Source organism: Candidatus Sulfurimonas baltica (assembly GCF_015265455.1).
Lineage (GTDB): Bacteria > Campylobacterota > Campylobacteria > Campylobacterales > Sulfurimonadaceae > Sulfurimonas > Sulfurimonas baltica.
This window is the reverse complement of record NZ_CP054492.1, coordinates 1588196-1610937: the sequence shown is the minus strand read 5'-3', so window position 1 is coordinate 1610937 and position 22742 is coordinate 1588196. Positions and strand designations below refer to the sequence as shown.

At 33.6% G+C, this 22742-nt stretch carries 20 protein-coding genes; 17 read left to right on the top strand and 3 right to left on the bottom strand.

Going from position 1 to position 22742, the window contains the following annotated elements; genetic code table 11:
- Positions 1–3: 3 nt before the first annotated feature.
- The 10 genes from HUE88_RS08025 to HUE88_RS07980 all read left to right on the top strand — a co-directional run bounded on the left by HUE88_RS08025 (position 4) and on the right by HUE88_RS07980 (position 9978).
- Entirely contained in the window at positions 4–891 is an 888-nt protein-coding gene (locus HUE88_RS08025) for a polyprenyl synthetase family protein (protein ID WP_194368204.1), read from the top strand.
- Positions 891–2195 carry a glutamyl-tRNA reductase gene (hemA, locus tag HUE88_RS08020; RefSeq protein WP_194368203.1) on the top strand — a complete coding sequence of 435 codons (1305 nt, stop codon included), beginning with the start codon at positions 891–893 and terminating at the stop codon, positions 2193–2195. Before HUE88_RS08025 ends, hemA begins: the two co-directional genes overlap by 1 nt.
- Positions 2182–3486, top strand: a complete 1305-nt coding sequence (gene proS / locus HUE88_RS08015) for a proline--tRNA ligase (RefSeq protein WP_194368202.1) — start codon at positions 2182–2184, stop codon at positions 3484–3486. Before hemA ends, proS begins: the two co-directional genes overlap by 14 nt.
- A gap of 1 nt (position 3487) precedes the next feature.
- The gene (locus tag HUE88_RS08010) at positions 3488–3916 is read left to right on the top strand and encodes an FxsA family protein (protein ID WP_194368201.1); all 429 of its coding nucleotides are present in this window, start codon (positions 3488–3490) and stop codon (positions 3914–3916) included.
- Positions 3879–4700, top strand: coding sequence for a DsbA family protein (locus tag HUE88_RS08005; RefSeq protein ID WP_229860039.1), 822 nt, complete (start codon positions 3879–3881; stop codon positions 4698–4700). Before HUE88_RS08010 ends, HUE88_RS08005 begins: the two co-directional genes overlap by 38 nt.
- On the top strand, positions 4701–5660 hold the full coding sequence (hemC, locus tag HUE88_RS08000; RefSeq protein ID WP_194368199.1) for a hydroxymethylbilane synthase: 960 nt from the start codon (positions 4701–4703) through the stop codon (positions 5658–5660).
- A 39-nt stretch (positions 5661–5699) separates the two neighbouring features.
- A complete protein-coding gene (locus tag HUE88_RS07995; protein ID WP_194368198.1) occupies positions 5700–7514 on the top strand; it encodes a menaquinone biosynthesis decarboxylase in 1815 nt (604 codons plus the stop codon).
- Positions 7515–7611: 97 nt separating this feature from the next.
- Positions 7612–7953 (top strand): cytochrome c family protein, encoded by a 342-nt coding sequence (locus HUE88_RS07990; protein ID WP_194368197.1) that lies wholly within the window; start codon positions 7612–7614, stop codon positions 7951–7953.
- A gap of 174 nt (positions 7954–8127) precedes the next feature.
- Positions 8128–9507 carry an argininosuccinate lyase gene (argH, locus tag HUE88_RS07985; RefSeq protein WP_194368196.1) on the top strand — a complete coding sequence of 460 codons (1380 nt, stop codon included), beginning with the start codon at positions 8128–8130 and terminating at the stop codon, positions 9505–9507.
- Positions 9508–9513: 6 nt separating this feature from the next.
- On the top strand, positions 9514–9978 hold the full coding sequence (locus HUE88_RS07980) for an OsmC family protein (protein ID WP_194368195.1): 465 nt from the start codon (positions 9514–9516) through the stop codon (positions 9976–9978).
- 222 nt (positions 9979–10200) lie between these two features.
- On the opposite strand, the gene HUE88_RS07975 is transcribed toward HUE88_RS07980, so the two are convergent.
- On the bottom strand, positions 10201–11388 hold the full coding sequence (locus HUE88_RS07975) for a transglycosylase SLT domain-containing protein (protein WP_194368194.1): 1188 nt from the start codon (positions 11386–11388) through the stop codon (positions 10201–10203).
- A gap of 4 nt (positions 11389–11392) precedes the next feature.
- On the bottom strand, positions 11393–11749 hold the full coding sequence (locus tag HUE88_RS07970) for a histidine triad nucleotide-binding protein (protein WP_194368193.1): 357 nt from the start codon (positions 11747–11749) through the stop codon (positions 11393–11395).
- A gap of 122 nt (positions 11750–11871) precedes the next feature.
- Here HUE88_RS07970 and pheS point away from each other — a divergent pair, with 122 nt between their 5' ends.
- From pheS to serA, 7 genes are all read left to right on the top strand, one after another.
- Positions 11872–12864 carry a phenylalanine--tRNA ligase subunit alpha gene (gene pheS / locus HUE88_RS07965; protein ID WP_229860037.1) on the top strand — a complete coding sequence of 331 codons (993 nt, stop codon included), beginning with the start codon at positions 11872–11874 and terminating at the stop codon, positions 12862–12864.
- On the top strand, positions 12861–15194 hold the full coding sequence (pheT, locus tag HUE88_RS07960; RefSeq protein ID WP_194368191.1) for a phenylalanine--tRNA ligase subunit beta: 2334 nt from the start codon (positions 12861–12863) through the stop codon (positions 15192–15194). Before pheS ends, pheT begins: the two co-directional genes overlap by 4 nt.
- A complete protein-coding gene (gene aroA / locus HUE88_RS07955) occupies positions 15191–16471 on the top strand; it encodes a 3-phosphoshikimate 1-carboxyvinyltransferase (RefSeq protein WP_194368190.1) in 1281 nt (426 codons plus the stop codon). The genes pheT and aroA overlap by 4 nt, the downstream gene beginning before the upstream one ends.
- Positions 16472–17299 carry a 4-hydroxy-3-methylbut-2-enyl diphosphate reductase gene (locus HUE88_RS07950; protein ID WP_194368189.1) on the top strand — a complete coding sequence of 276 codons (828 nt, stop codon included), beginning with the start codon at positions 16472–16474 and terminating at the stop codon, positions 17297–17299.
- Between the two features lie 107 nt (positions 17300–17406).
- Positions 17407–19062, top strand: a complete 1656-nt coding sequence (locus HUE88_RS07945; RefSeq protein ID WP_194368188.1) for a 30S ribosomal protein S1 — start codon at positions 17407–17409, stop codon at positions 19060–19062.
- Between the two features lie 5 nt (positions 19063–19067).
- A complete protein-coding gene (locus HUE88_RS07940) occupies positions 19068–19547 on the top strand; it encodes a hypothetical protein (RefSeq protein WP_194368187.1) in 480 nt (159 codons plus the stop codon).
- On the top strand, positions 19547–21136 hold the full coding sequence (gene serA / locus HUE88_RS07935) for a phosphoglycerate dehydrogenase (RefSeq protein ID WP_194368186.1): 1590 nt from the start codon (positions 19547–19549) through the stop codon (positions 21134–21136). Before HUE88_RS07940 ends, serA begins: the two co-directional genes overlap by 1 nt.
- Positions 21137–21203: 67 nt before the next feature.
- Here serA and HUE88_RS07930 read toward each other — a convergent pair whose 3' ends face one another.
- Positions 21204–22568 carry an IS4 family transposase gene (locus HUE88_RS07930; protein ID WP_194368107.1) on the bottom strand — a complete coding sequence of 455 codons (1365 nt, stop codon included), beginning with the start codon at positions 22566–22568 and terminating at the stop codon, positions 21204–21206.
- Positions 22569–22742: the final 174 nt, after the last annotated feature.

Genomic DNA, 22742 nt, shown 5'->3' with positions numbered 1-22742 from the left:
ATAATGCATAGAGTAGAAGACGAAATAGCAAGATTGATTAAAGAGATAGATTATGATGAAGTTACTCGTCTTTTTGAGATGTTATCTGGCGGAAAAAGACTTCGGGCAAAGTTGATTTTAAAGATTGCAAGCAGTTCTCCTCAAGCTCCTCTTTTAGCTGCTATTGTAGAACTTATTCATGCTGCCAGCCTACTGCATGATGATGTCATTGATGAATCTAACCTTAGACGTGGAATCCCTTCTGTTAATGCTACAGACGGTAGTAAAACAGCTGTTATGCTAGGTGATATTCTATACTCGAAAGCTTTTACTGAATTGGTTTCATTTGACAAAGATGTTGCTAGGGTAATAGCATCTTCAGTAACCGCTCTTTCTAAGGGTGAGATGATGGATGTTAAGATGGCAGATGAGTTCAATTCTGATGAAGAGACATATCTTGACATGTTATATCTCAAGACTGCTACCTTAATAGAGGCTGCATCTGAAGCCAGTGCTATTCTAGTTGGAAAAGATGCTTCTTCTCATGCACTTTATGGGAGAAACCTTGGACTCTCTTTTCAAATTATTGATGATATTTTAGATATTACAGCAGATGCGGCAACCATAGGAAAACCTGCGATGAATGATTATGTCGAAGGTAAATGCACACTTCCGTACATATACTTGTATAAACTCTTAGATGCTGGGGATAAAAAACGGTTAATATCTCTTCATGCACAACCTCTGAACGAGGAAGATACCACTTGGATTAAAATGAAGATGAGTGAGCATAAAACAATAGAAAAATCATTTGAATTGGCTGCAAAACTTTCAAATGAAGCTATGAATGCCATGAAAGATGACTCCGAATTGGTCTCAATACTACAAACTATGATAAAAAGAAGTTACTGATGCACTATTTAAATATAAGTTTTTCACATAAAAATTCAACTATGGAGATTAGAGAAAAGTTATCTTACTCTGATCAATATCATTTAAATGCATGCTTAACAAAGCTACATAATCATGAAGCTATAAATGAAGTTATGCTTATATCTACATGTAATAGGATGGAAGTGTTTGCTAGCTGCAATGATGTGAGATCAGCTACAGAACATGTCTTCGCAATGCTAAGTGAACACTCAGAAATAAGTGTAGATGAGCTTGAGGGGCGTGCCGATGTATTTGATGACAGTAGCGCTATACATCATCTATTTGCAGTTGCATCTTCTCTTGACTCTATTGTAGTTGGTGAGACGCAGATCGCAGGTCAAATAAAAGATGCATTTAGATACGCAGGGGATCATAATTTTGGTGGTAAAAAACTGGCACGTGCAGTTCATCATGCTTTTAAGTGTGCAGCAAAAGTTAGAAATGTAACAGATATTTCTTCTAAGCCTGTCTCCATAGCAAGTGTTGCAGTATCACTGCTAAAGTCTGTTTTGAAAGATATAGATGGCAAAAAAGCACTAATAATTGGTGTAGGAGAGATGTCGGAAATAACTGCCAAGCATTTGCTCTCAAGTGGTGCAGATGTATATGTTATGAATAGAACTAAAGAACACGCAGATGGTTTTGCAGAGGCTAATGGCACTAAAGTTTTAGACTATAGTGAATTGCCAACTGCAGTAAACGAGTTTGAAATTTTATTTACTGCAACATCAGCACCTAAAGCTATTATTACAGATGAGATAATAAAACCTTGCGATTTTGATAGATATTGGTTTGATATGGCATTGCCTCGTGATATTAGTTGCCATAAAGATGAACGAATTAATTTATATGTTATAGACGATTTAAAAAATATTGTTGATGAAAATATGAGTGCTAGAGAAGATAGCGCAAGAATGGCCCATGGGATTGTTGGAAGAAGTACTGTTGAATTCTTTGAATTACTAGATACTCTTGATGTTGAACCAATTATAAAAGAGATATATAGTAAAGCTTTTGAAGCTGCTAATGCGGAGAGTGACAGAGTTATAAATAGTGGCTATATTCCAAAAGAGTATTCTGATCAAGTTCGTAAAATGGGGGAACAGGTAATAAAAAGATTTTTGCATGATATGACATATAAGATGAGAAATAATTCTGACGAGTCAAAGTCAGATACAATGGCTGGTGCAATGCTATCTAGTATGAAAAAGCATACTTGTGAAGCCCCACATGGTCATGCCTGTCAATTTTTTGTTAAAGGAAAGATAAATGAGAAGAAGTAGAGCGTTTATACCAACAACAAAAGAAGCTCCTTCTGATGCAACTTTGCCATCACACCAGTTTTTGGTGCGAGGCGGTTTTATAAACCAGCAAGGTGCTGGACTTTATAACTTTATGCCATTAGGAAAGATTGTATTAGAAAAGATTAGAAATATTGTAAAAGAGGAGTTGGATAACGCCGGTTGCAATGAAGTACAACTTAGTTTTGTAACGCCTATTAGTTTATGGGAGAGAAGCGGTCGTGCTGATACTATGGGAAAAGAGATGCTTCGCATTTCTGATAGACACCAAAATGATTTTGTACTAAGCCCTACAAATGAAGAAGCTATGGTAGAGTTAGTTAAAAATAGAGTAACTAGCTATAAAGACTTACCTATCAACTTATACCAAATTAATACTAAATTTCGTGATGAAGCAAGACCTAGATATGGACTTTTACGTGGTCGTGAGTTTTTAATGAAAGATGGATACTCTTTTCACGCATCACAAGAAGATATGATTAGAGAATTTAACTTGATGGAAGTGACTTATAAAAAGATTTTTACAAGACTTGGACTTGATTTTAGAGTAGTAGAGGCTGATAGCGGAGCTATTGGAGGAACTGGAAGTAAAGAGTTCCATGTTTTAGCTGATAGTGGTGAAGATACTATAGTTGTTTGTAAAAGTTGTGATTACGGCGCAAACATAGAGACTATCTTTACAAATGAAGAAGAGATTGATGCTTTAAATGAGAAATCGTATGAAGAGTTACAAACACAAGAACTAAGTGATAAATGTGTTTGCGGTGGAGAACTTAACTTTAAAAAAGGTATTGAAGTTGGACACATTTTCCAACTTGGAGATAAATACTCAAGTGCTTTAGAAGCAAACTTTAGTGATGAAAATGGAAAACCAAAACCTTTTGAGATGGCAACATTTGGTATAGGGGTAAGTAGACTGGTTGCTGCGGTTATAGAGCAAAATCATGATGAAAACGGTTGTATCTGGACAAAAGAGACAGCTCCATATATAGTAAATATTATGATTTCTAATATTAAGGATGAAGCACAAAATACGCTTGGAGAAGAGTTATACTTGAAACTTTTAGGTGAAAATGTTGAAGTTATGCTTGATGACAGAAAAGAGAGATTTGGCTTCAAAATGAAAGATGCAGAACTTATTGGTTTCCCATATACTGTAATTATTGGAAAAGAGTTGGACAATGGACATGTTCAAGTCTACAATAGAAAAACGCAAGAGAAAACTTCAATTAATACGGGTGATATTTATAAGCATATTATGGGATTAATATAACATGATATATTTTGTAATATATCTATTTTTAGAAGTACTAATCTCTGTAAATATTTCATCTGCTATTGGCGGTTTGGCGACATTTTTTGAAATAATATTAAGTGCTTTTTTTGGTATATCTATTTTAATAAATTTTAGAAAAACATTAGCTGAAAATATGACAGCAGTCTCTTACAGCTGTATAGACTTAGAACAATTTCAAAGATTAAATCTTTTTACAATACTTGGCGGTATTTTACTAATAATACCAGGGTTTTTAACAGATATACTTGGTGTATTATTACAATTTAGTGCTTTTACTACTATGGCGGTTAATCGTTATAATGTAAAATCAGGAAAGTGTAAAACAAATTTTGAAACTAAAAATATAAAAAAGGATACAAATGTCATCGATGTTGAAATTATTAGCGATAACAGTTCTATTAAGTAGTATATTAGAAGCAGGTTCTGCAAGTGAAAAAGTTGAGGATTTTTTAAAAAATAATTTTAGCAATAATCCAAGCTTAGAGTCGGTAAACGTTAGAGTCATAAATGAGGTTATCGTAAAACAAAGAGAAGAGTGGACGGCATATTTTGTTGAGTTGGATGCAGTAGTTAAAAAAGATAAACGAAAAGTTACTCAAAAAATGGTTTGGTTTTCTGATGGCAATGTGATAACAAAAGAGTTGTATGATATTGAAAGTAGTAGCAATGTCGGTGACTTGGTTTCATTGCCATTTAAAGATGAATATTACAGCAAAGAGAACTTGATTTATGGCGATAGCAATGCTAAGCATAAGGTAGTTATTTTTTCAGATCCGTTATGCCCATTTTGTAGGAGTTATGTACCAGAGGCAATTAACTATATGAAAAAATATCCAAAAAAGTTTGCAATATATTATTACCATTTTCCACTTCCGTCACTTCATCCGGCAGCTGTAGAGCTGGTTAAAGCAGCTGTAGCTCTTGAACTTAAAGGTGAAAAAAATGTGCTTCTTAGCCTTTACAAAGTAGAAGTTGATCCAAGAGAAAAATCAGTTGATGTAATATTGGAAAAATTCAATAAAACAATGAATTCAAACATAAATAAGTCAGATTTGCTCTCAAAAAAAGTTTCACAGCATATAGAACATGATTTAAAAGTGGCCGACCTTGTAATGGTCAGAGGAACACCAACAATATTTTTTGATGGCGATATGGATAGAACTAAAAATAAATATAAAGAAGCTAAATAGATGAAAAAATTAACAATAGCAACAAGAGTCTCTGATTTAGCACTTTGGCAGGCGTATCATATTAAAGATAGAATAGAAGCATCTTATCCTGATATAACAGTTGAGTTAAATAAAATTGTGAGTAATGGGGATAAAGTTTTAGACAAGCCGCTAGCTTTGATTGGCGGAAAAGGTCATTTTACAAAAGAGCTTGAAGATGAGATGCTAGCAGGCAACGCAGACATAGCAGTACATAGTCTAAAAGATGTTCCGACATATATACCAAAAGGTCTAGAATTGGTAGCTGTTACTCAAAGACAAGACCAAAGTGATGTCTTTTTATCACACAAGTATGAATCTCTTGAGAAGTTGCCCCAAGGTGCAGTAGTTGGAACGACAAGCCTGAGAAGAAGAATGCAACTTTTGAAACAACGACCAGACTTAAAAGTAAAAGATTTAAGAGGTAATGTAAATACAAGACTTAGAAAACTAGGTGAAGCTCAATATGATGCGATTATATTGGCTTGGATAGGACTTAATAGACTAGATTTGCTTAAAGATATTCCATACACGCAAAAACTCTCACTTGATATGATGATACCTCCGATGGGGCAAGCAGCACTTGGAATTGAGATAGTCTGTGGAGATGATAAAATTCGTGAGATAGCTATGAGTCTAAACGATGAAGACACTCTTATCTGTACAAAAATAGAGAGAGATTTTATTAGTAAAATTGGAGCAGGGTGTTCAGCACCTGTTGCATGTAACGCGGTAAAAAACAAAGACGAAATAACTTTTAGAGTTATGCTTGGTTTTCCTAATGGAACAAATATTATGAATGAAAAAGTAGTGTTACATGTAGATGAATCCAAAAATCTGGGTTTTGAGATGGCAAAAAAAATGATAGATAATGGCGCACTAGAACTATTGAAAAAAGCAGAAGAAACAGCATTTAAAGATGAAATGCCACAAAGATTATAAACAATTACTGAATAAAATAAATAAAAATAAAGAAAAATTATGAAAAAAACGATAGAACTTTTAAAAAAAAACGATGAACTAAAAATTATTGATTTAGAGCTAGATATATATTTAGAGATTCCTCATATTGCCTATGCAGAGGTAAAGAAAAAGGATGGCGGTAAAGCCCTTCTTTTTACAAATGTTGTAGATAAAAAAAGCGGTGTAAAATTTGATGAGCCGGTATTTATGAATGTATTTGGCTCTTATAGACGCTGTGAGCTACTTTTTGGCAGAACTATTGAGTCTGTAGCTGATGAGATAACTAAACTTCTCCATATGAAACCACCATCTAGTTTTATGGACAAAGTCTCAATGGCAAGTGAGCTTTTTTCACTAAAAAATATTTTTCCAAAACGTTTAAAAGGTGAGGGTGCTTGTCAGAAAGTTAAGTATCTCGAAGATGATATAGACCTTTATAAATTGCCTGTATTAACTACTTGGGAACAAGACGGTGGCCCTTTTATTACTATGGGGCAAGTATATACGCAAAGTTTAGATGGTGATATGGTAAATCTTGGAATGTATAGACTTCAGGTTTATGATAAAAATCATTTAGGAATGCATTGGCAAATTCACAAAGACTCTTCACACTTTTTTGATCAGTATCAAAAAGCTGGCAAAAAGATGCCTGTTAGTATAGCTATTGGTGGCGATCCACTATACACTTGGTGTGCGACAGCTCCTCTTCCATATGGTGTTAATGAGTTGCTTATGTATGGTCTGATTACTAAAACTCCAGCAAAGCTTGTTAAATCTATAACAACACCTCTTTATATACCTGCTGATGTTGATTATGTGATTGAAGGTTGGGTAGATACGCAAGAGCTTAAAGTAGAGGGTCCGTTTGGTGACCATACTGGTTACTATACGCTAGAAGAGCCTTATCCTGTCATGGAAGTCTATGCAATTACAACTAAAAAAGATAAGGTATTTTTGGCAACAGTAGTTGGTAAGCCACCTTTAGAAGATAAATATATGGGTTGGGCTACTGGCAAGATTTTTTTCCCGCTTTTAAAGACTACCGTACCTGCATTAGTTGATTATCATATGCCTGAAAATGCAGGTTTTCATAATCTGATTTTGGCAAAAATGCAACCACAGTATAAGGGTCATGCAAAACAGTTTATGCACGCTTTTTGGGGTGCAGGTCAGATGAGCTTTGTTAAGCATGCAATCTTTTTGGATGAAAATGCTCCAAAGCTAGATAATTATGGAGCGCTAACTTCATATATCCTAGACAGGTTTACCCCAAAATCACTTTTTATATCTGAAGGAATTTTAGATGCACTTGATCACTCTTCACCTGAAACGCTTGTTGGTGGAAAACTAGGCATTGATTCAACAGCTGCTAATAGAGTGGAAGCCCCACAACTTTTGGGTGATGAAGAGTTACTAAAAAGAGTTAAAGAGGTGATTCCAGATGCTGTGAATCTTCACCAATTTATGAGAAGAACAAAAAATCCTATTACAGTTATATCTGTAAATAAAACAAAAAATGCTAAAGAGTATTTTAACGCTCTTGTAGGCTTGAGCACAAATATTAGAATTGTTGTTTTTGTTGATGAGAAAAAGAATGACATATTTAATGCTTACATGCTAATCTGGAGAGTTTCAAATAATATTGATGCCCTTAGAGATATATTTATATCTGGACTAATGGTTGGGGTAGATGGAACTAATAAAAATATGTTAGATGGATTCAGCAGAGAATGGCCAGATGATGTTGATTGTACACCAAGTGTTGTGGAGTTATTAAAGCAAAAGGGTGTCTGGGATTTAGATGACAAAACGTATGAAAAGTTTCAATTATAACTACTAATATCAAATAATACTTATTTGTGTTGTGTATAAGGTTAATATAATAAATACTAATGTAATATTGACTATTATTAAATTTTGAGGTTTATATATGAGCAAGTTTTCTGTCCTTTTACTGTCTATATTTGTTTTTACGTCGCTTACTTCTAGTGCGGCTGTATATAAAGGTCAAAGAGAGTTTGTGAAAAAATGCGTGAAGTGCCACAAGGGTGGACAGGCGTTTATTGCTACTAAGAAAAAAAGAGAATGGAAAAAGTTGATGGCAAATAAAGGTGAAAAGTTGGCAGAAATTCATCTGCAAAGCGAAAACACAAAAGCCAAACACTCTGTAAAATATTTTAATGATAAAAAATATAAGAAAAAAGTTAAACATTTACAACATTTTTTAGTTGAATATGCAAAAGACAGTGGTAATGTACCTGCATGTGATTAATCAACACTACGATATATATTTTAGATAGAACCACTCCCTATCTACCTTTCTACTTCTATGCCTTTGTAAAATAAATTAATTTCGCTAAAATACCAAACTTTTAAATAACTACAAGGCACTATGGTTATGTACATTTTGCCAAAACAAATATGAAATTAATTTAAGGAAATTATTATGGATAAAATGTGGTCAGGTCGTTTTTCGACAGGTGCTTCATCTCTTTTAGATAAATTTAATGCGTCAATAATGTTTGATAGAAAACTATATATAGAAGATATTGAAGGCTCATTGGCTCATGCCCAAATGCTTACAAAACAAAATATTTTAACTACTGAAGAACTTACTAAAATAACGGATGGATTGAACCAAATTATTGTAGAGATAGAGTCAGATGTCTTTGAATGGAATATTCACGATGAAGATTTGCATATGGGAATTGAAAAAAGATTAACTGCTCTTATTGGTGATGCTGGAAAGAAACTTCATACTGCAAGAAGCAGAAATGATCAGGTTGCAGTTGATTTTCGTCGCTATGTTTTAAAGAGAAATCTAGAAATTGTAGAAGGTTTAAAACTTTTAATGAGTGAAGTTTTAGTTGTAGCCCATAAACACACTGAGACATTGATACCAGGTATGACTCATCTGCAACATGCACAGCCAACAAACTTTGCTTTTCATTTGTGTGCTTACCTCTCTATGTTTAAACGAGATATAGAGAGATTTGAAGATTCATACAAAAGAAATAATGTTTCTCCTCTTGGTTGTGCAGCACTAGCCGGTACTCCTCATAAAATTGACAGAGACATGACAGCAAAGCTTTTAGGGTTTGACAGCGTAAGTATAAATTGCTTAGATACAGTTAGTGACAGAGATTTTGCATTAGAGATTTTGTTTAATATCTCTACTATGATGATGCATATTTCTCGTCTAAGTGAAGAGTTAGTAATGTGGTCTAGTTATGAGTTTGGTTTTGTAGAGTTAAGCGATGAATATTCAACAGGTTCATCAATAATGCCACAAAAGAAAAATCCTGATGTTCCAGAACTCCTTAGAGGTAAAACAGGTCGTGTTTATGGTTCTTTAATGGGTCTTTTGACTGTGATGAAAGGTTTACCTTTAGCTTACAACAAGGATACTCAAGAGGATAAAGAGGGTGTTTTTGACTCTGTAGAGACTGCTCAAATATCATTGGAGATTCTAAAAGAAGCTATTAAGACAATGGAAGTAAAAGCTCATAATATGAAAAGTGCGTGTTCTGTAGGTCACTTGGCAGCTACAGATTTAGCTGATTATTTGGTTGAGAAATGTGATATTCCTTTCCGTGAAGCACACTTTATTACAGGAAAAGCTGTCGCAAAAAGTGAAGAGTTGAAAATAGATTTGAGTGACATTGAATTTAAATATCTTCATGAGATTGACTCGAGAATAAGCGAAGATGTGCTTGAGTTTTTAATACTGAAAAACTCAATGAATGCTAGAACTTCAGCTGGCGGCACATCAACTGTAAGAACTAAAGAACAGCTCTCATATTTTGAAACTTTTTTACAAGGGTAAAATATAATGAAAGTAACTGTAACACATAAAGAAGATATGAAGTTTGAAGCTAAAACCGTAAACAGCAGTTTTACAATTAATGTACCTGACATTTCCCCGCTAGAGTATTTTTTAGCAGGGATTATTACATGTAGCGCTACTGATATCGTCTCGCTTCCTAAAAATCAAAATAAAACTGTTTCAAATTTAGTAATTGAAAGTGATGTTGTTAGAAATGCAGATTTTCCAAAAAAATTTAATGAACTATTTTTAAATTTTAGTTTTGACTCTGATGCAGATGATACTATGGCTGCTAGATGGGTTATGGCTTCGCTGGAGACATATTGCTCAACAATCAATACTATTAGAGACTCAGTCCGTATTTCATACTCTATTACTCACAATTCAAAGTTGATTCGTGAAAATGAAAAGATGATTTCCGGTGGTGGAGTAAAGATAGACATGGGTGAAATAGAAGCTTGCCCATCATAATAATATGACAAATTGACATATTATTCGCACTTTATGATTTTATACTCTATTATATAAAAAATATATAAGGAGTCTATCATGTTGGAGATAGCAACAGTATTATTAGCTAGTGGAGCTTTATTGATTATGGCTTATGAGTTGACATATTTATTAAGCAAGAAAAGAGAGTGGGGAGAAAATTACAGAGGCTTTTTTTAGTCTCGATGATTATATAAGTATTTTTTATAGTCCATATATTTTATGATAAGCACTCATTCTTTTTGAAACTTTCTTTAAATACTCTTTTGGCTCATCATATCTTAAATCTTTAATGAGCTTATTATATACCTGCTCCGGTGTCAAAGCATTGATTAGTGGGGCTGCTTTATTCATGTTATGAGTTTTAGTGAATGCCCATGCAATGTTACCGGCTCCGGTATTATATGCAGCTATTGTGCAGTAGAGGCGGCTGTCATTATTTTTTATATCTTTTAAATATTTGTAATAGAGTATATGTAAGTATCCACTTCCCATTGTTATATTGTTTTTGCTATTATATAAATAAGTGCCAGATACAAGCTTTTTCTTTTTATAAAGGTATTGATACGTGTCAATTCCTGCAGACTTTGGAACAATCTGCATTAAGCCATACGCGGGTATATGTGATCTTGCTCTTGGATTAAAACTGCTTTCAGAGTGCATAATAGCAAAAACCAAAGGTACAGGGAGTTCCTGTACTTTAGCTTGTTTTTTTACCTCAGTATAGTAAAGTTTTGACCTTTTAATCATTGCATCTTTAGGCATTTTAACCTTTAGAGTGTAAACTTTTGAGTGTTTGATTTTATTTGATTTAACCGACTTTACTTTACTACTCTCTATAGTCTTTTTAACATAACTTGCTACATCTTCTTTTGTTGGAGTTTTGTTAAATATAACAGTTGATAAAATAGGTTCAGATTTTACTTCGCTAATTACAATAGAAGATGGTGTTCTTATTTTTGAGAGTCTAACCTCAAGAGGGTCATTTTCCTGAACAGTCTTAGTGTCTACAGTGATTACTTTTGCCAATGCTATTTGAAGGTTCTCATTAGCTTCTTTTTGGGAGTTTGCTATAGTTTGTACAACAATTATCTCTTCTTCAAAGTTTACATTCGTTCTGGTTTTTTTATCTTTGGTGTATGCAATCCAACTCTTTTTGGTCGACATTTCAGGGTTTTCCCAGTAGTTGCTCAGTTCTTTTTTATAATTATTATATTCTTTTAGGTGTTCTTCTTGATAGCGCTCAAACTCTAGTTCAAGATTTTTTTTGTAATCATTAAACTCAGTTTTTTCATTTGTAAAATTTTGCATCTGCTGTTTTTGAAACTCACTGGCGGTTTGAGCAAAAATAACTGTCGCTAATGATAAGCTAATGATTATTTTTTTAATCATAAGCTTAAATTAGACCTTTTGGATCAACATCACTTAAGTGACCCCACTTTAGTTTTGCCCCGCCAAGTATATGAAAATGAAGATGCTTGACCTCTTGCCCGCCATCGTCACCAATATTTGTTATAACTCTGTAGCCGCTATTTTCAATATTAACTTCTTTTGCTACTTCATGAATAAACGATGTCATCTTTGCCATCATCTCAGGAGAGGTATCATTAAAACTATCTACATGTAGTTTTGGTATTGCTAAAATATGTACAGGAGCTTTTGGATTAATATCATGAAACGCTAAAAATTCATCATTCTCCGCAATAATATTTGATGGTATTTCTTTACTTATTATTTTACAAAATAGACACATTTCACTTCCTTTTTTTATTTATTGTAACATATAAATTGATAAATGAAGCTATATATAAATTATATTTGACTATAATCTTTTTTAAAATTTATGTGGTGTTAACCACCAGTATGGAGACTCTATTGAAAGAGTGGTATGATGCAATAAAAGAAGCACAGAGTGTTGATAAAATCGAAGAGATTCGGATTTCTGTGTTTGGAAAAAAAGGTGTGTTAGCAGAGCAGTTTGCTAAGATGAAAACAGCACCAAATGAAGAAAAATCAAAAATAGCACAAGAGTTGAACACCCATAAAAGTGGGCTGATGAATGAACTTACGGCAAGAAAAATAACTCTTCAAACATTAGAATTACAAGCTGCTATGAAAGCTGAATCTATTGATGTTTCTATGTTTAGCTCAAGCTCTGAATCCGGTGCACTTCATCCTGTTATGGAGACAATGGACAAAATAGTTGAATATTTTTCTTCTATGAACTTTGCTGTTAAAACAGGTAATATGGTTGAGGATGATTTTAATAATTTTGAGGCTCTTAACCTTCCTAAATATCATCCGGCTCGGGATATGCAGGATACATTTTATTTTAAAGATGAAATGCTTCTTCGTACTCATACTTCACCGGTTCAAATCAGAACTATGATGAATACTAAACCACCAATTCGTATGATTGCTCCAGGTGCTGTGTTTCGCCGTGATTATGACATTACTCATACGCCAATGTTCCATCAGGTTGAAGGACTTTTGGTAGATGATGAAGGTAAAGTTTCATTTGCTAATTTAAAATATATATTAGAAGATTTTTTAAAGTATATGTTTGGTGATGTAGAAGTTAGATTTCGTCCATCTTTCTTCCCTTTTACAGAGCCATCGGCAGAGGTTGATATTTCCTGTGTATTTTGTAAAGGTTCTGGTTGTCGTGTATGTTCTAAAACAGGCTGGTTAGAAGTATTGGGATGTGGAATAGTGGATCCAAATGTATTTGAAGCAGTTAAATATGAGAATGTTAGTGGATATGCTTTTGGCTTAGGCGTTGAAAGATTTGCCATGCTGATTCATCAGATAGGTGATCTTCGTTCTCTTTTTGAAGGAGATATTAAATTGTTGGAGCAGTTTCAATGATAGTTACTAGAAGTTGGCTAAACGAGTGGATAGATTTAGACGGTATTACAACAGATGAGTTGGCTAAAAAATTAAACTCTATTGGTTTAGAAGTTGATAGTCTTAAAAGTTATAATATACCAAAAAAAATAATATTTGGAAAAGTTTTAGAGTGTGAAAAGCATCCTGATGCTGATAAACTAAATGTTTGTCAGGTAGATATAGGATCAAGTATTCGTCAAATCGTATGTGGCGCTTCAAATGTTAGAGCTGGACTTGATGTAATAGTTGCTACAATCGGTGCTGTTATGCCAGACGGTACCGTGATTAAGCCAGTAAAACTCCGTGGTGTTGAGTCAGAAGGGATGATATGCTCTGCTTCAGAGATTGGACTAGAGGATTGTCAAGAAGGAATTGTAGAACTCGATAGCAGTATTGGAAGATATATCTTAGGTGAGGAAGTCTGTGAAAATTCTATTTTCAGTGATGATTTAATAGAGATAGAGCTAACTGCTAATCGTGGAGACTGCCTTAGTATAAGAGGTGTAGCAAGAGATTTAAGTGCAGCTTTTGACAGACCATTAAGAGAAAACAATATAGAAGAGAGTGATGAAAAAAGAGTTGGAATTGGAAGAATTTTAACTCTCTCACATGATAATAATTTAAATGTAAATCTTCGCTACAAAGCAGTTGATCTTAAAGATTTGAATTTGCCATTTGTAGTGAAGCTTAGACTTGCCCAAATAGAAGAAAAAAGAGAGACAGACATTGAGTCAATTATTTTATATGCAACTCATAGCAGCGGTGTTATATTAAGGGCATATAATTTTGGTTTTTTCTGCGCTCAAAATGAAACTATGGCAAAGATTGAATTAGTAGAAGATGAGAATGGTTATGCATCCATTATGTCAAATACAAAAGCTTCAACAGTTGGAATAATTCAAGAAGATGTGTCAAAAGTGACATATAATGAAGGTACTGTTTTAATAGAAGCTAGTTACATCCCACCTGACGTAATCTCTAAAAAGATGCATGAAAATAAAATAGTTTCAGGACCTATGTACTATAAAACTTCAAGAGGAAGTGAGCCTGAACTAAATCAAGGGTTGAGCTTTTGTTTAAACCTTCTGGAATCAAATTCAGACTCTTCATTTTTTGGAGGTACTATTGAGCTTTGTGATACATGTGAAGATAGAATAATCAGTATTTCAAAAAAAGAGATTGACGATATTATCGGTGCTAGTATTGATAAGGTTAAGATAACTAAAATATTGAAAAACTTAGGTTTTAATGCAAGGAAATCATCAGCCGATACTTTTGTAATCACTGTTCCTAGATATAGACATGATATACAAAATAAGCAAGATATAGTTGAAGAGATTGTTCGTCTCATCGGTATTGACAATATACCTTCAAAGGCTTTTAAGTTTACAGAAGAGAATAGACTTAAAGATGATTATTTCACATACAAAAAGAGAAAAGCATATAGACACAAAGCAGCATATAGTGGGTTTTTTGAGTCTGTGCATTTTGTTTTTGATGAGAAAAAAATTCTTACTGAGTATGGATTTGAAACTGTTAGTGATGATTTAGAACTTCTTAATCCTATAGTCAGCACTCTTGATACTTTAAGGTCAACACTTTTAACAGGACTTTTAAAAGCAGCATCAAATAACAGTAAAAACGGATATACATCTGTTAGACTTTTTGAAGTTGGCTCACTATTTAATTCCAAAAGAGAAGAGTCTGTTAAGATGGCTATGTTATTTTCAGGAGACAGAGAAAAAGAGAGTCTCTCAAACGTTGGAAAACCAAGTAAAGTTGATTTTGCTTACTTCGCTCAAAAAGTATCAGACATAATTGGGAAGTTTGAACTTCGTGAATATAAAACTAAACACTCATTATCTCACATGTACCAGTGTGCTGAAGTAATAATAGATGGTGAATCAGTAGGGGAGTTGTTCCGCGTTCACCCAAATGTTGAAGATGCTTATAATTTAGAAGTTACATTTATGTGTGAACTTGATTTTAACAAATTGCCATACGGTCTAAAAACAGCAAAACAATCTTCAAAATATCAAGCATCTTTTAAAGATTTGAGTTTGATTATGCCTCAAGATATGAGTTATGAAAAGGTTAAAACAGTAATTAGCACAGCTGAAATAGCTAATTTAGTTCGTTTTTATCCAGTTGATAAATACAGTGATGAATCATTAGGTGATAATATGAGTCTCTCAATTCGTTTTGTGCTTCAATCGAATGATAAAACTCTTGAAGAAGAGGATATTACTTCATCTATGGATGCTATTTTACAAACACTCAAAAGTGAATTAGGAATTGGACTTAGATGAGTAGAGTAGAAGTAAGTAAAGCATCTCCGTTTTCACTTTCAATTAGTGAAATTGCTCCAGATAAGTCTATCTCGCATAGAAGTGTTATGTTTAGCATGTTGGCAAATGGAACAAGTGAAATTACTAACTTTTTAAGAGCAGAAGATACTATGAACTCTTTAGAAATTGTAAAAAACCTCGGTGCTAAAGTTGAAGATGACGGCGTGACTATTCAAATCTCTTCTGACGGAATTAAAGAGCCTTTTGAGATACTAGATTGTGGAAACTCAGGAACAGGAATGAGACTCTTTTGTGGTCTTTTAAGTTCCGCAAATGGTCATTTTGTTCTTACTGGCGATAAATACTTGCGCAAACGCCCAATGAAGCGTGTAACAACTCCGCTTCGTGAAATTGGTGCAATATTTGACGGTAGAGAAGATGCAAATCTAGCTCCACTTAGTATTAGAGGATCGTCTTTAAAAGCTTTTAATTATGATAGTAAAATTGCCTCTGCTCAGGTAAAGAGCTGTATGATTCTTGCTGCACTTCGTGCTAATGGAACATGTACGTACACAGAGCCTGAACTATCACGTGACCATACAGAGAGAATGTTAAAAGGTATGGGCGCAGATATACATGTAGATGGTTTAAAGACAACTATAAACCCTATGAAAGAGCTTCTTTCTCCACTGAAAATCAGAGTTCCTGCTGATCCATCAAGTGCCTTTTTCTTTGCTGTTGCGTGCGCTATCACACCTGATTCTAGTATTGTTCTTGAAGGTGTTACCCTTAATCCAACCCGTATAGAAGCATTTAAGGCTTTACAGAGAATGGGTGCAGATATAAAATATGAAACAACAGATAGTAAGTATGAGCCAATAGGAAATATACATGTAAAGTATGCTCCTCTAAAAGCTATAACTATTGAAGATAATATTTCTTGGCTTATAGATGAACTCCCAGCTCTTTCAATTGCAATGGCTTGTGCAGAGGGTACTAGCGTTGTTAAAAATGCAGAGGAACTTCGTGTAAAAGAGAGTGATAGAATTTCTACAGTTGTTGATGGCTTAAATGCTTGTGGTATATCTACTACTGAATATGAAGATGGTTATACAGTTACTGGCGGAGAATTAAAAAAAGCCACTGTTGACAGTGATGGTGACCATAGAATTGCAATGAGTTTTATTGTAGCAGGTCTTAGATGTGGAATGAATGTAACTGATTTAGACTGTATAAATACATCATTTCCAAACTTTTTTGAATTACTTCAAAGAATTACAAAGATAGAATTTAAGTAGATGAAAATTGAATTGGCTGAAAAATATGGTTTTTGTTTTGGTGTTAAAAGGGCTATAAAAATAGCTGAAGAAAATACAGACTCTTCCACTTATGGACCATTGATTCATAATAATAAAGAAATTGAGAGACTTCAAAAAGATTTTAAAGTTGGTCTTACTGATGACCATAGAAGCTTTAAATCTGGTGATAAAGCAGTTATTCGTACACACGGAATACCTAAAAATGAGCTACAAGAGTTAAAAGAAAACAATGTGAATGTTGTTGACGCTACATGTCCTTATGTGACTAAACCACAACAAATCTGCCAGGATATGAGCGAAGAGGGCTATGATATTATTATTTTTGGAGATGAAGCTCATCCCGAAATAAAAGGTGTTAAAAGTTATGCTACCCATGGCGCGAGGGTTGTTACATGTTCTAAGGATCTAGAAGGTGTTAAGCTAAAAGATAAAATAGCTTTAGTCGCACAAACCACAAGAAAAGTCGAAGATTATATGGAAGTTGCGAACTACTTGATTCCACGCTATAAAGAGGTGAGAGTCTTTAATACTATCTGTAATGCAACATTTGAAAATCAAGAAGCCGTCAGAAAAATATCTACAAAAGCAGATATTATGATAATCATTGGCGGTAAAAATTCATCAAATACAAAACAGCTTTTTAGTATATCGCATGACAATTGCAGTGATAGTTATCATATCGAAGATGAAAACGATTTAGATTATAAATGGTTTATAAATAAAAAATTCTGCGGTATAAGCGCTGGTGCATCTACTCCCGATTGGATTATACAAAATGTTGTAAATTCAATAAAAAAAGGTTCTTAAGGAATTAAGAAACTTTTTTATAATACCTAAATTTATTCTTAATTAATAGTAATATAATCATTATTTAGGTACAATCACGAAATTTTTATGTAACAAGAGGATAGGTAATGGCGTTCGATAACGAATCATTTGAAGAAGAAGAAAATTTTGCAGAGATGTTTGCTGCAACTGAAAAACAGCAAGAGACGACTCGCATCGTAGAGGGTGAGATTGTTGAAATACAAGCGGATGAAAATAGAGCATTAGTTGGTGTTGGCGATAAGCTAGAAGGTATTCTTAGCTTAGATGAAATCAGTGAAAATGGCGTACTAAAGTTTAATACTGGTGATAAAATTAAAGTTATGGTTACAGGATACTACAATGAGCGTCCTAAAATATCTTATAAAAAAGTTTTAGAGCTACAAAAAACTATTGATTTTATTGATGCACACAAAGAAGACTTCGAAGATGTGACTATTGAAGGTATTATAACTAAGAAAAATCGTGGTGGCTACGTAGTAGAAGCTGACGAAGTCTCTTTCTTTATGCCTCGTTCATTAGCTGCTTTTAAAGATACTGACGATGTGATTGGTCGTAAGATTAAAGCACAAGTTGTTAAGATTGATGAAGAGCAAAACTCAATTGTGGTTTCTCGTCGTAAACTTTTTAATGAAGAGCGTAAAAAGAAAAAAGATATTATTGACAAACTTATGGAAGAAGATACATTTGTAGAAGGTTCTATCAAGAAAATTACTAGCTACGGTATGTTCGTAGATATTGGTGGCGTTGATGGTTTAGTTCACTACAATGAAATCAGCTACAAAGGTCCAGTTAACCCATCTAAACTTTACAAAGAGGGTGATGTTGTAACTGTAAAAGCAATCTCTTACGACAAAGATAAGAGACATCTTTCATTATCTATTAAAGCTGTTCAGTCTGACCCTTGGGCTGAAGTTGAGAGCGAATTAGATGAAGGTGATACAATTACTGTAACCGTTTCAAACATTGAAGCATATGGTGTATTTGTTGACTTAGGAAATGATATCGAAGGTTTCTTACATATCTCAGAAATTTCTTGGAACAAAAATGTTAAGAATCCTAATGATTACCTAACTGTAGGTCAAGAAATTGATGTTGAAGTAATCGAAATAAATTCTAAGACTCATAAGCTTCGTGTTTCACTAAAAAGACTTCTACCAAAACCTTTTGATGAATTTATGAAAAACTTTAAAGAGGGTGATGTTGTTACTGGTACAGTTACTTCATTAACTGATTTTGGTGCATTTGTTCGTATTGATGGAGTTGAAGGTCTTTTACATAATCAAGATATCTCTTGGGATAAAAACGTTAAATGTAAAGATGTTTTAAAATCTGGAGACGAAGTTGAAGTAAAAATTGCTAAAGTCAACCAAGAAGATCAAAAGATATCTCTAAATAGAAAAGCTCTTCTAGAGTCTCCTATTGATAAATTTGCAACAACGCATAAAGTAAACAGTATCGTTACCGGTACTATCCGTGACATAAAAGATTTTGGTGTATTCGTTTCTTTAGAGGATGGCGTTGATGCTTTAATTCGTGATGAAGATTTAGCACCGTTAGAAAAAAGTGAATTAGTTTCTGGACAAGAAATAGAAGCAGCTATTGCAGTTATAGATACTCGTAATGACCGCATTCGCCTCTCTGTTAAAAAACTAGATTATATTAAAAATCAAGCTATGCTTGAAGAGATTAATGATAATGAATCACACTCTTTAGGTGACCTTATTAAAGATAAATTTAAGTAAATATTATGCAAAAGATTTTAAAATGGTTTACTCCACTCATTGCAGTCGGAGTAGCTGTTTTTATCATCTTTTTTCTTATTTCAATCAATTCAAATGAAACTCAAATCAACCTAGACCCTCTAGAACACAAGAGTGAAGTTGTTATCAAAGAACCAAAGAAAATTTGGTTAAACCACTTTTCTCAAACTGAGAGATTGGGATACTTCTACCCTGTAAATGAAGTTTTTATAAAAGTTGATTTGAATGACAATGTTATTAGTAAATCCATATACAAACTCTCCGCAACTATTTTAGACCCATACCAGCTTTTTTGCCTAAATGAAGAACTTGGACAACATAAGTTAAAGTATTATCTATCAAGAGATAAAAATGGTGTAGAATTACTGATATATTCACAAGATATAAAAAAATTAAATTCTTTAGTCAATGCGCTAAAAAAATACCAAATTTCAGCCAATGTTGGGCTATACAAAGAGGATACATAATGAAAAAACATACTATAGTAGTTTGTGACCATATTCACGAAGCTGGTTTAGAGATGCTTCGTAATGATGAAAATATTAATTTTATAATGGCAGCCGATGAAGATAAGGTAAAACTTTTAGATATTATCGCTAATGCTGATGTAGCTATTACTAGAAGTTCAACTGATGTTGATGATAATTTTATAAAAGCTGCAAAAAATATGAAAGCTATTGTTAGAGCTGGCGTTGGTGTTGACAATGTTGATATCCCAGGTTGTTCAAAAGAGGGAATTATTGTAATGAATGTCCCTACTGCAAATACTATTGCTGCAGTTGAACTAACAATGGCGCACATGCTTTCATGTATGAGAATGTTCCCATACTCACATGACCATCTTAAAAACCAAAGAGTTTGGAAAAGAGAGAAGTGGTACGGTTATGAGATGAAGGGTAAAAAGCTTGGTGTTATAGGTTTTGGTAATATTGGCTCTCGTGTTGCAAAACGAGCAGCATCTTTTGAGATGGATATCGTTGCGTATGACCCATATATAAACCCATCAAAAGTTACTGACCTTGATATGACTTATACCAAAAACTTCGAAGATATTTTAGCTTGTGATATTATTACTATTCACACTCCTAAAAATCAAGAAACTACAAATATGATTACTGCTGATGAGATTGCAAAGATGAAAGACGGTGTAGTTTTAATCAACTGTGCTAGAGGTGGTCTTTACAATGAGGAAGCACTTTATAACGGACTTAAAAGCGGTAAAATCCGTTTCGCAGGTATTGATGTATTTAACAAAGAACCTGCTACTGATCATCCTCTTTTAGATCTTGATAATATTGTTGTTTCTCCTCATTTAGGTGCAAATACTTATGAGTCTCAGTACAACATTGGCACTCAAGCAGCTGAGAATGCAATTGCAGCAGCTAAAGGCATCTCTTATGCTCATGCTATGAATTTACCAATTGATGAGAGTAAAATCCCACCATTTGTTAAGCCATTTTTAGAGATGGGTCAGAAGATAGGTTTCTTAGAATCTCAGATTAACAAATCTCAAATAATTGCTATAAAAGTAAGCGGTCAAGGTGAGATAGCTAAGTATGTAGAGTCTCTTGCTACTTTCGTTGCTGTTGGTGCGATGAGTCAAACGAGTGATGACACAATCAACTATGTTAATGCTGATTTTATAGCGAAAGAGAAGGGTATCAAAGTAGAATTTGAAGCTCTTGTTGATTCAACTGTTTATAAAAACCTCATTACTATCAAGCTTACTACGGCTGAGGGTGGAACTACTACAATTAGTGCAACAATATTTGACGATAATGTATTTCGTATAGTTGCAATTGATGGTTTTGATATTGAAGTAGCACTTAAAGGTGATTTGGTAATACTCAAAAATCGTGATGTTCCCGGCGTAATAGGGAGCATAGGGTCAATCTTAGCAAATCATAACGTAAATATTGCAGACTTCTCTCTTGCACGAAACAATAAAGCACAAGCTATCGCTGTTATTCTTGTTGACAGCATAGTGAAAGAGGCAGCTCTTAATGAACTTCTACAGCTAGAAGCTTGCTCAAGCGTTAACTACGCACGTATATAAATCTAACTTCTCTTTTTATATTCTACATGTCAGTTTTGACATGTAGAAACACTATATAATTATTTACTCAACTTTCGCACATAAAACCTAACTCTTTTTGAGTATAAGCACTGAGCACAGCGATAATATTGAGTAAATTTTTATTATCCTTGACAACATTTTGGATTTCAGAGATTTTTGTCAGTATTTTAATAAAGAGTTGCATTGATATTGCCAGTGTTTCAAGCTCACATTCTAAATCTCTAAAGAGTTCTCCAAGAGTTTGTGGTTCATGCTTTATACGGTTAATATAACTTACAATGTTATATGCAAACATAGATAGTGTTATTTTTGCAATTAGTGATTCATAGATACGATTTTCTTCTTTTCCAAAACCGAAGAGGTTTCTGAGATCTTTATAGCCTTGTTCAATATTCCATCTCTTTTTATAAGTTGCTAGAATCTCTTTGCCTGCAATAGTAATATCACTTGAGATAAAAACTAACAACTCTTTACCTGTGTGTAAAAATACGAGCTTGACTTTACCTAAAACTGCATGTTCTACAATGGCATCGAAATATTTGTACGATATTTTGCCATGTTTACCACTACTTTTGTGACGATAGTTTTTCATACTGTCATAGATTGCATTCATAGTTTTATGTTTGCCTTTAAAGTTCCAAATAAGTTTATTGTTTGGAAGTCTTGCTATTACTGGCATACCAAGTTCATTAGCTTGATGTATGAAATTCGGTTTAGCATACCAGCTATCTACGAGCAAGTAATCTGCATCAACACCGTTATCCAAAGCTCTTTGCAGCATCTCAATAGCTAGTATATTTTTGCCTTTAGTAATTTCACTCTTTCTCTGATATGCATTACTTCTGTGATGTAGCTTATTTGTGAACTCTGAAATATCTTTTCTATTGCTACCATTCATTTTTATAGAAAAATCTAATTGAAAAGTTGAATGTGAATCTGCATAATTTAGAGATACGATATTGAGCGCATTGATACTCCTATGTTCTTTATTGCTCCAAATATATTTACAGCTTCCCTCAATGTATTTACCTCTCTTAGACTCTACTGTATCGTCAATAATGAGTAAGCGATGTTCACCATTTTTATGTAGTGGTTTTATTCTTTGCAAAAGTGCAGTAGTACTTAGCATTAAAAACTTTCGCCAGTTGTAACGACTATCTTTGATAAATCTGTAATAGGCATCTTTCCCAAATGCACTATCGCTCTTTTTTATAAATGTTGACTGGCGTTTTTGCATCACTAACATATAAACGAAGTGTAATATTATTTGAAATGGTGGATAGCCAACATTTCGTTTAATGAAGTTGCTCTGCTTAAGTATTTTTGTGATTTTTATCTCTGTTAGCACTTCAAGTATTGGATTCTTTAATATGCTTCTCACTGCAGTTTGTATATAATTGTCAAGTTCCATAAAATAGCCTTGTATTTTTGATGTTGTGGTGACAAAATTATACTAAAAAGTGGCTATTTATGGGCTTTAATACTCAAATTAAGTTCGTGGATTTAGTGAAATCTATGTGCGAAAGTTGAGTAAGTTTACTCTTTTGAGAATTAAACTTTAGAAATAGTTGTTTGATTTTTCTGG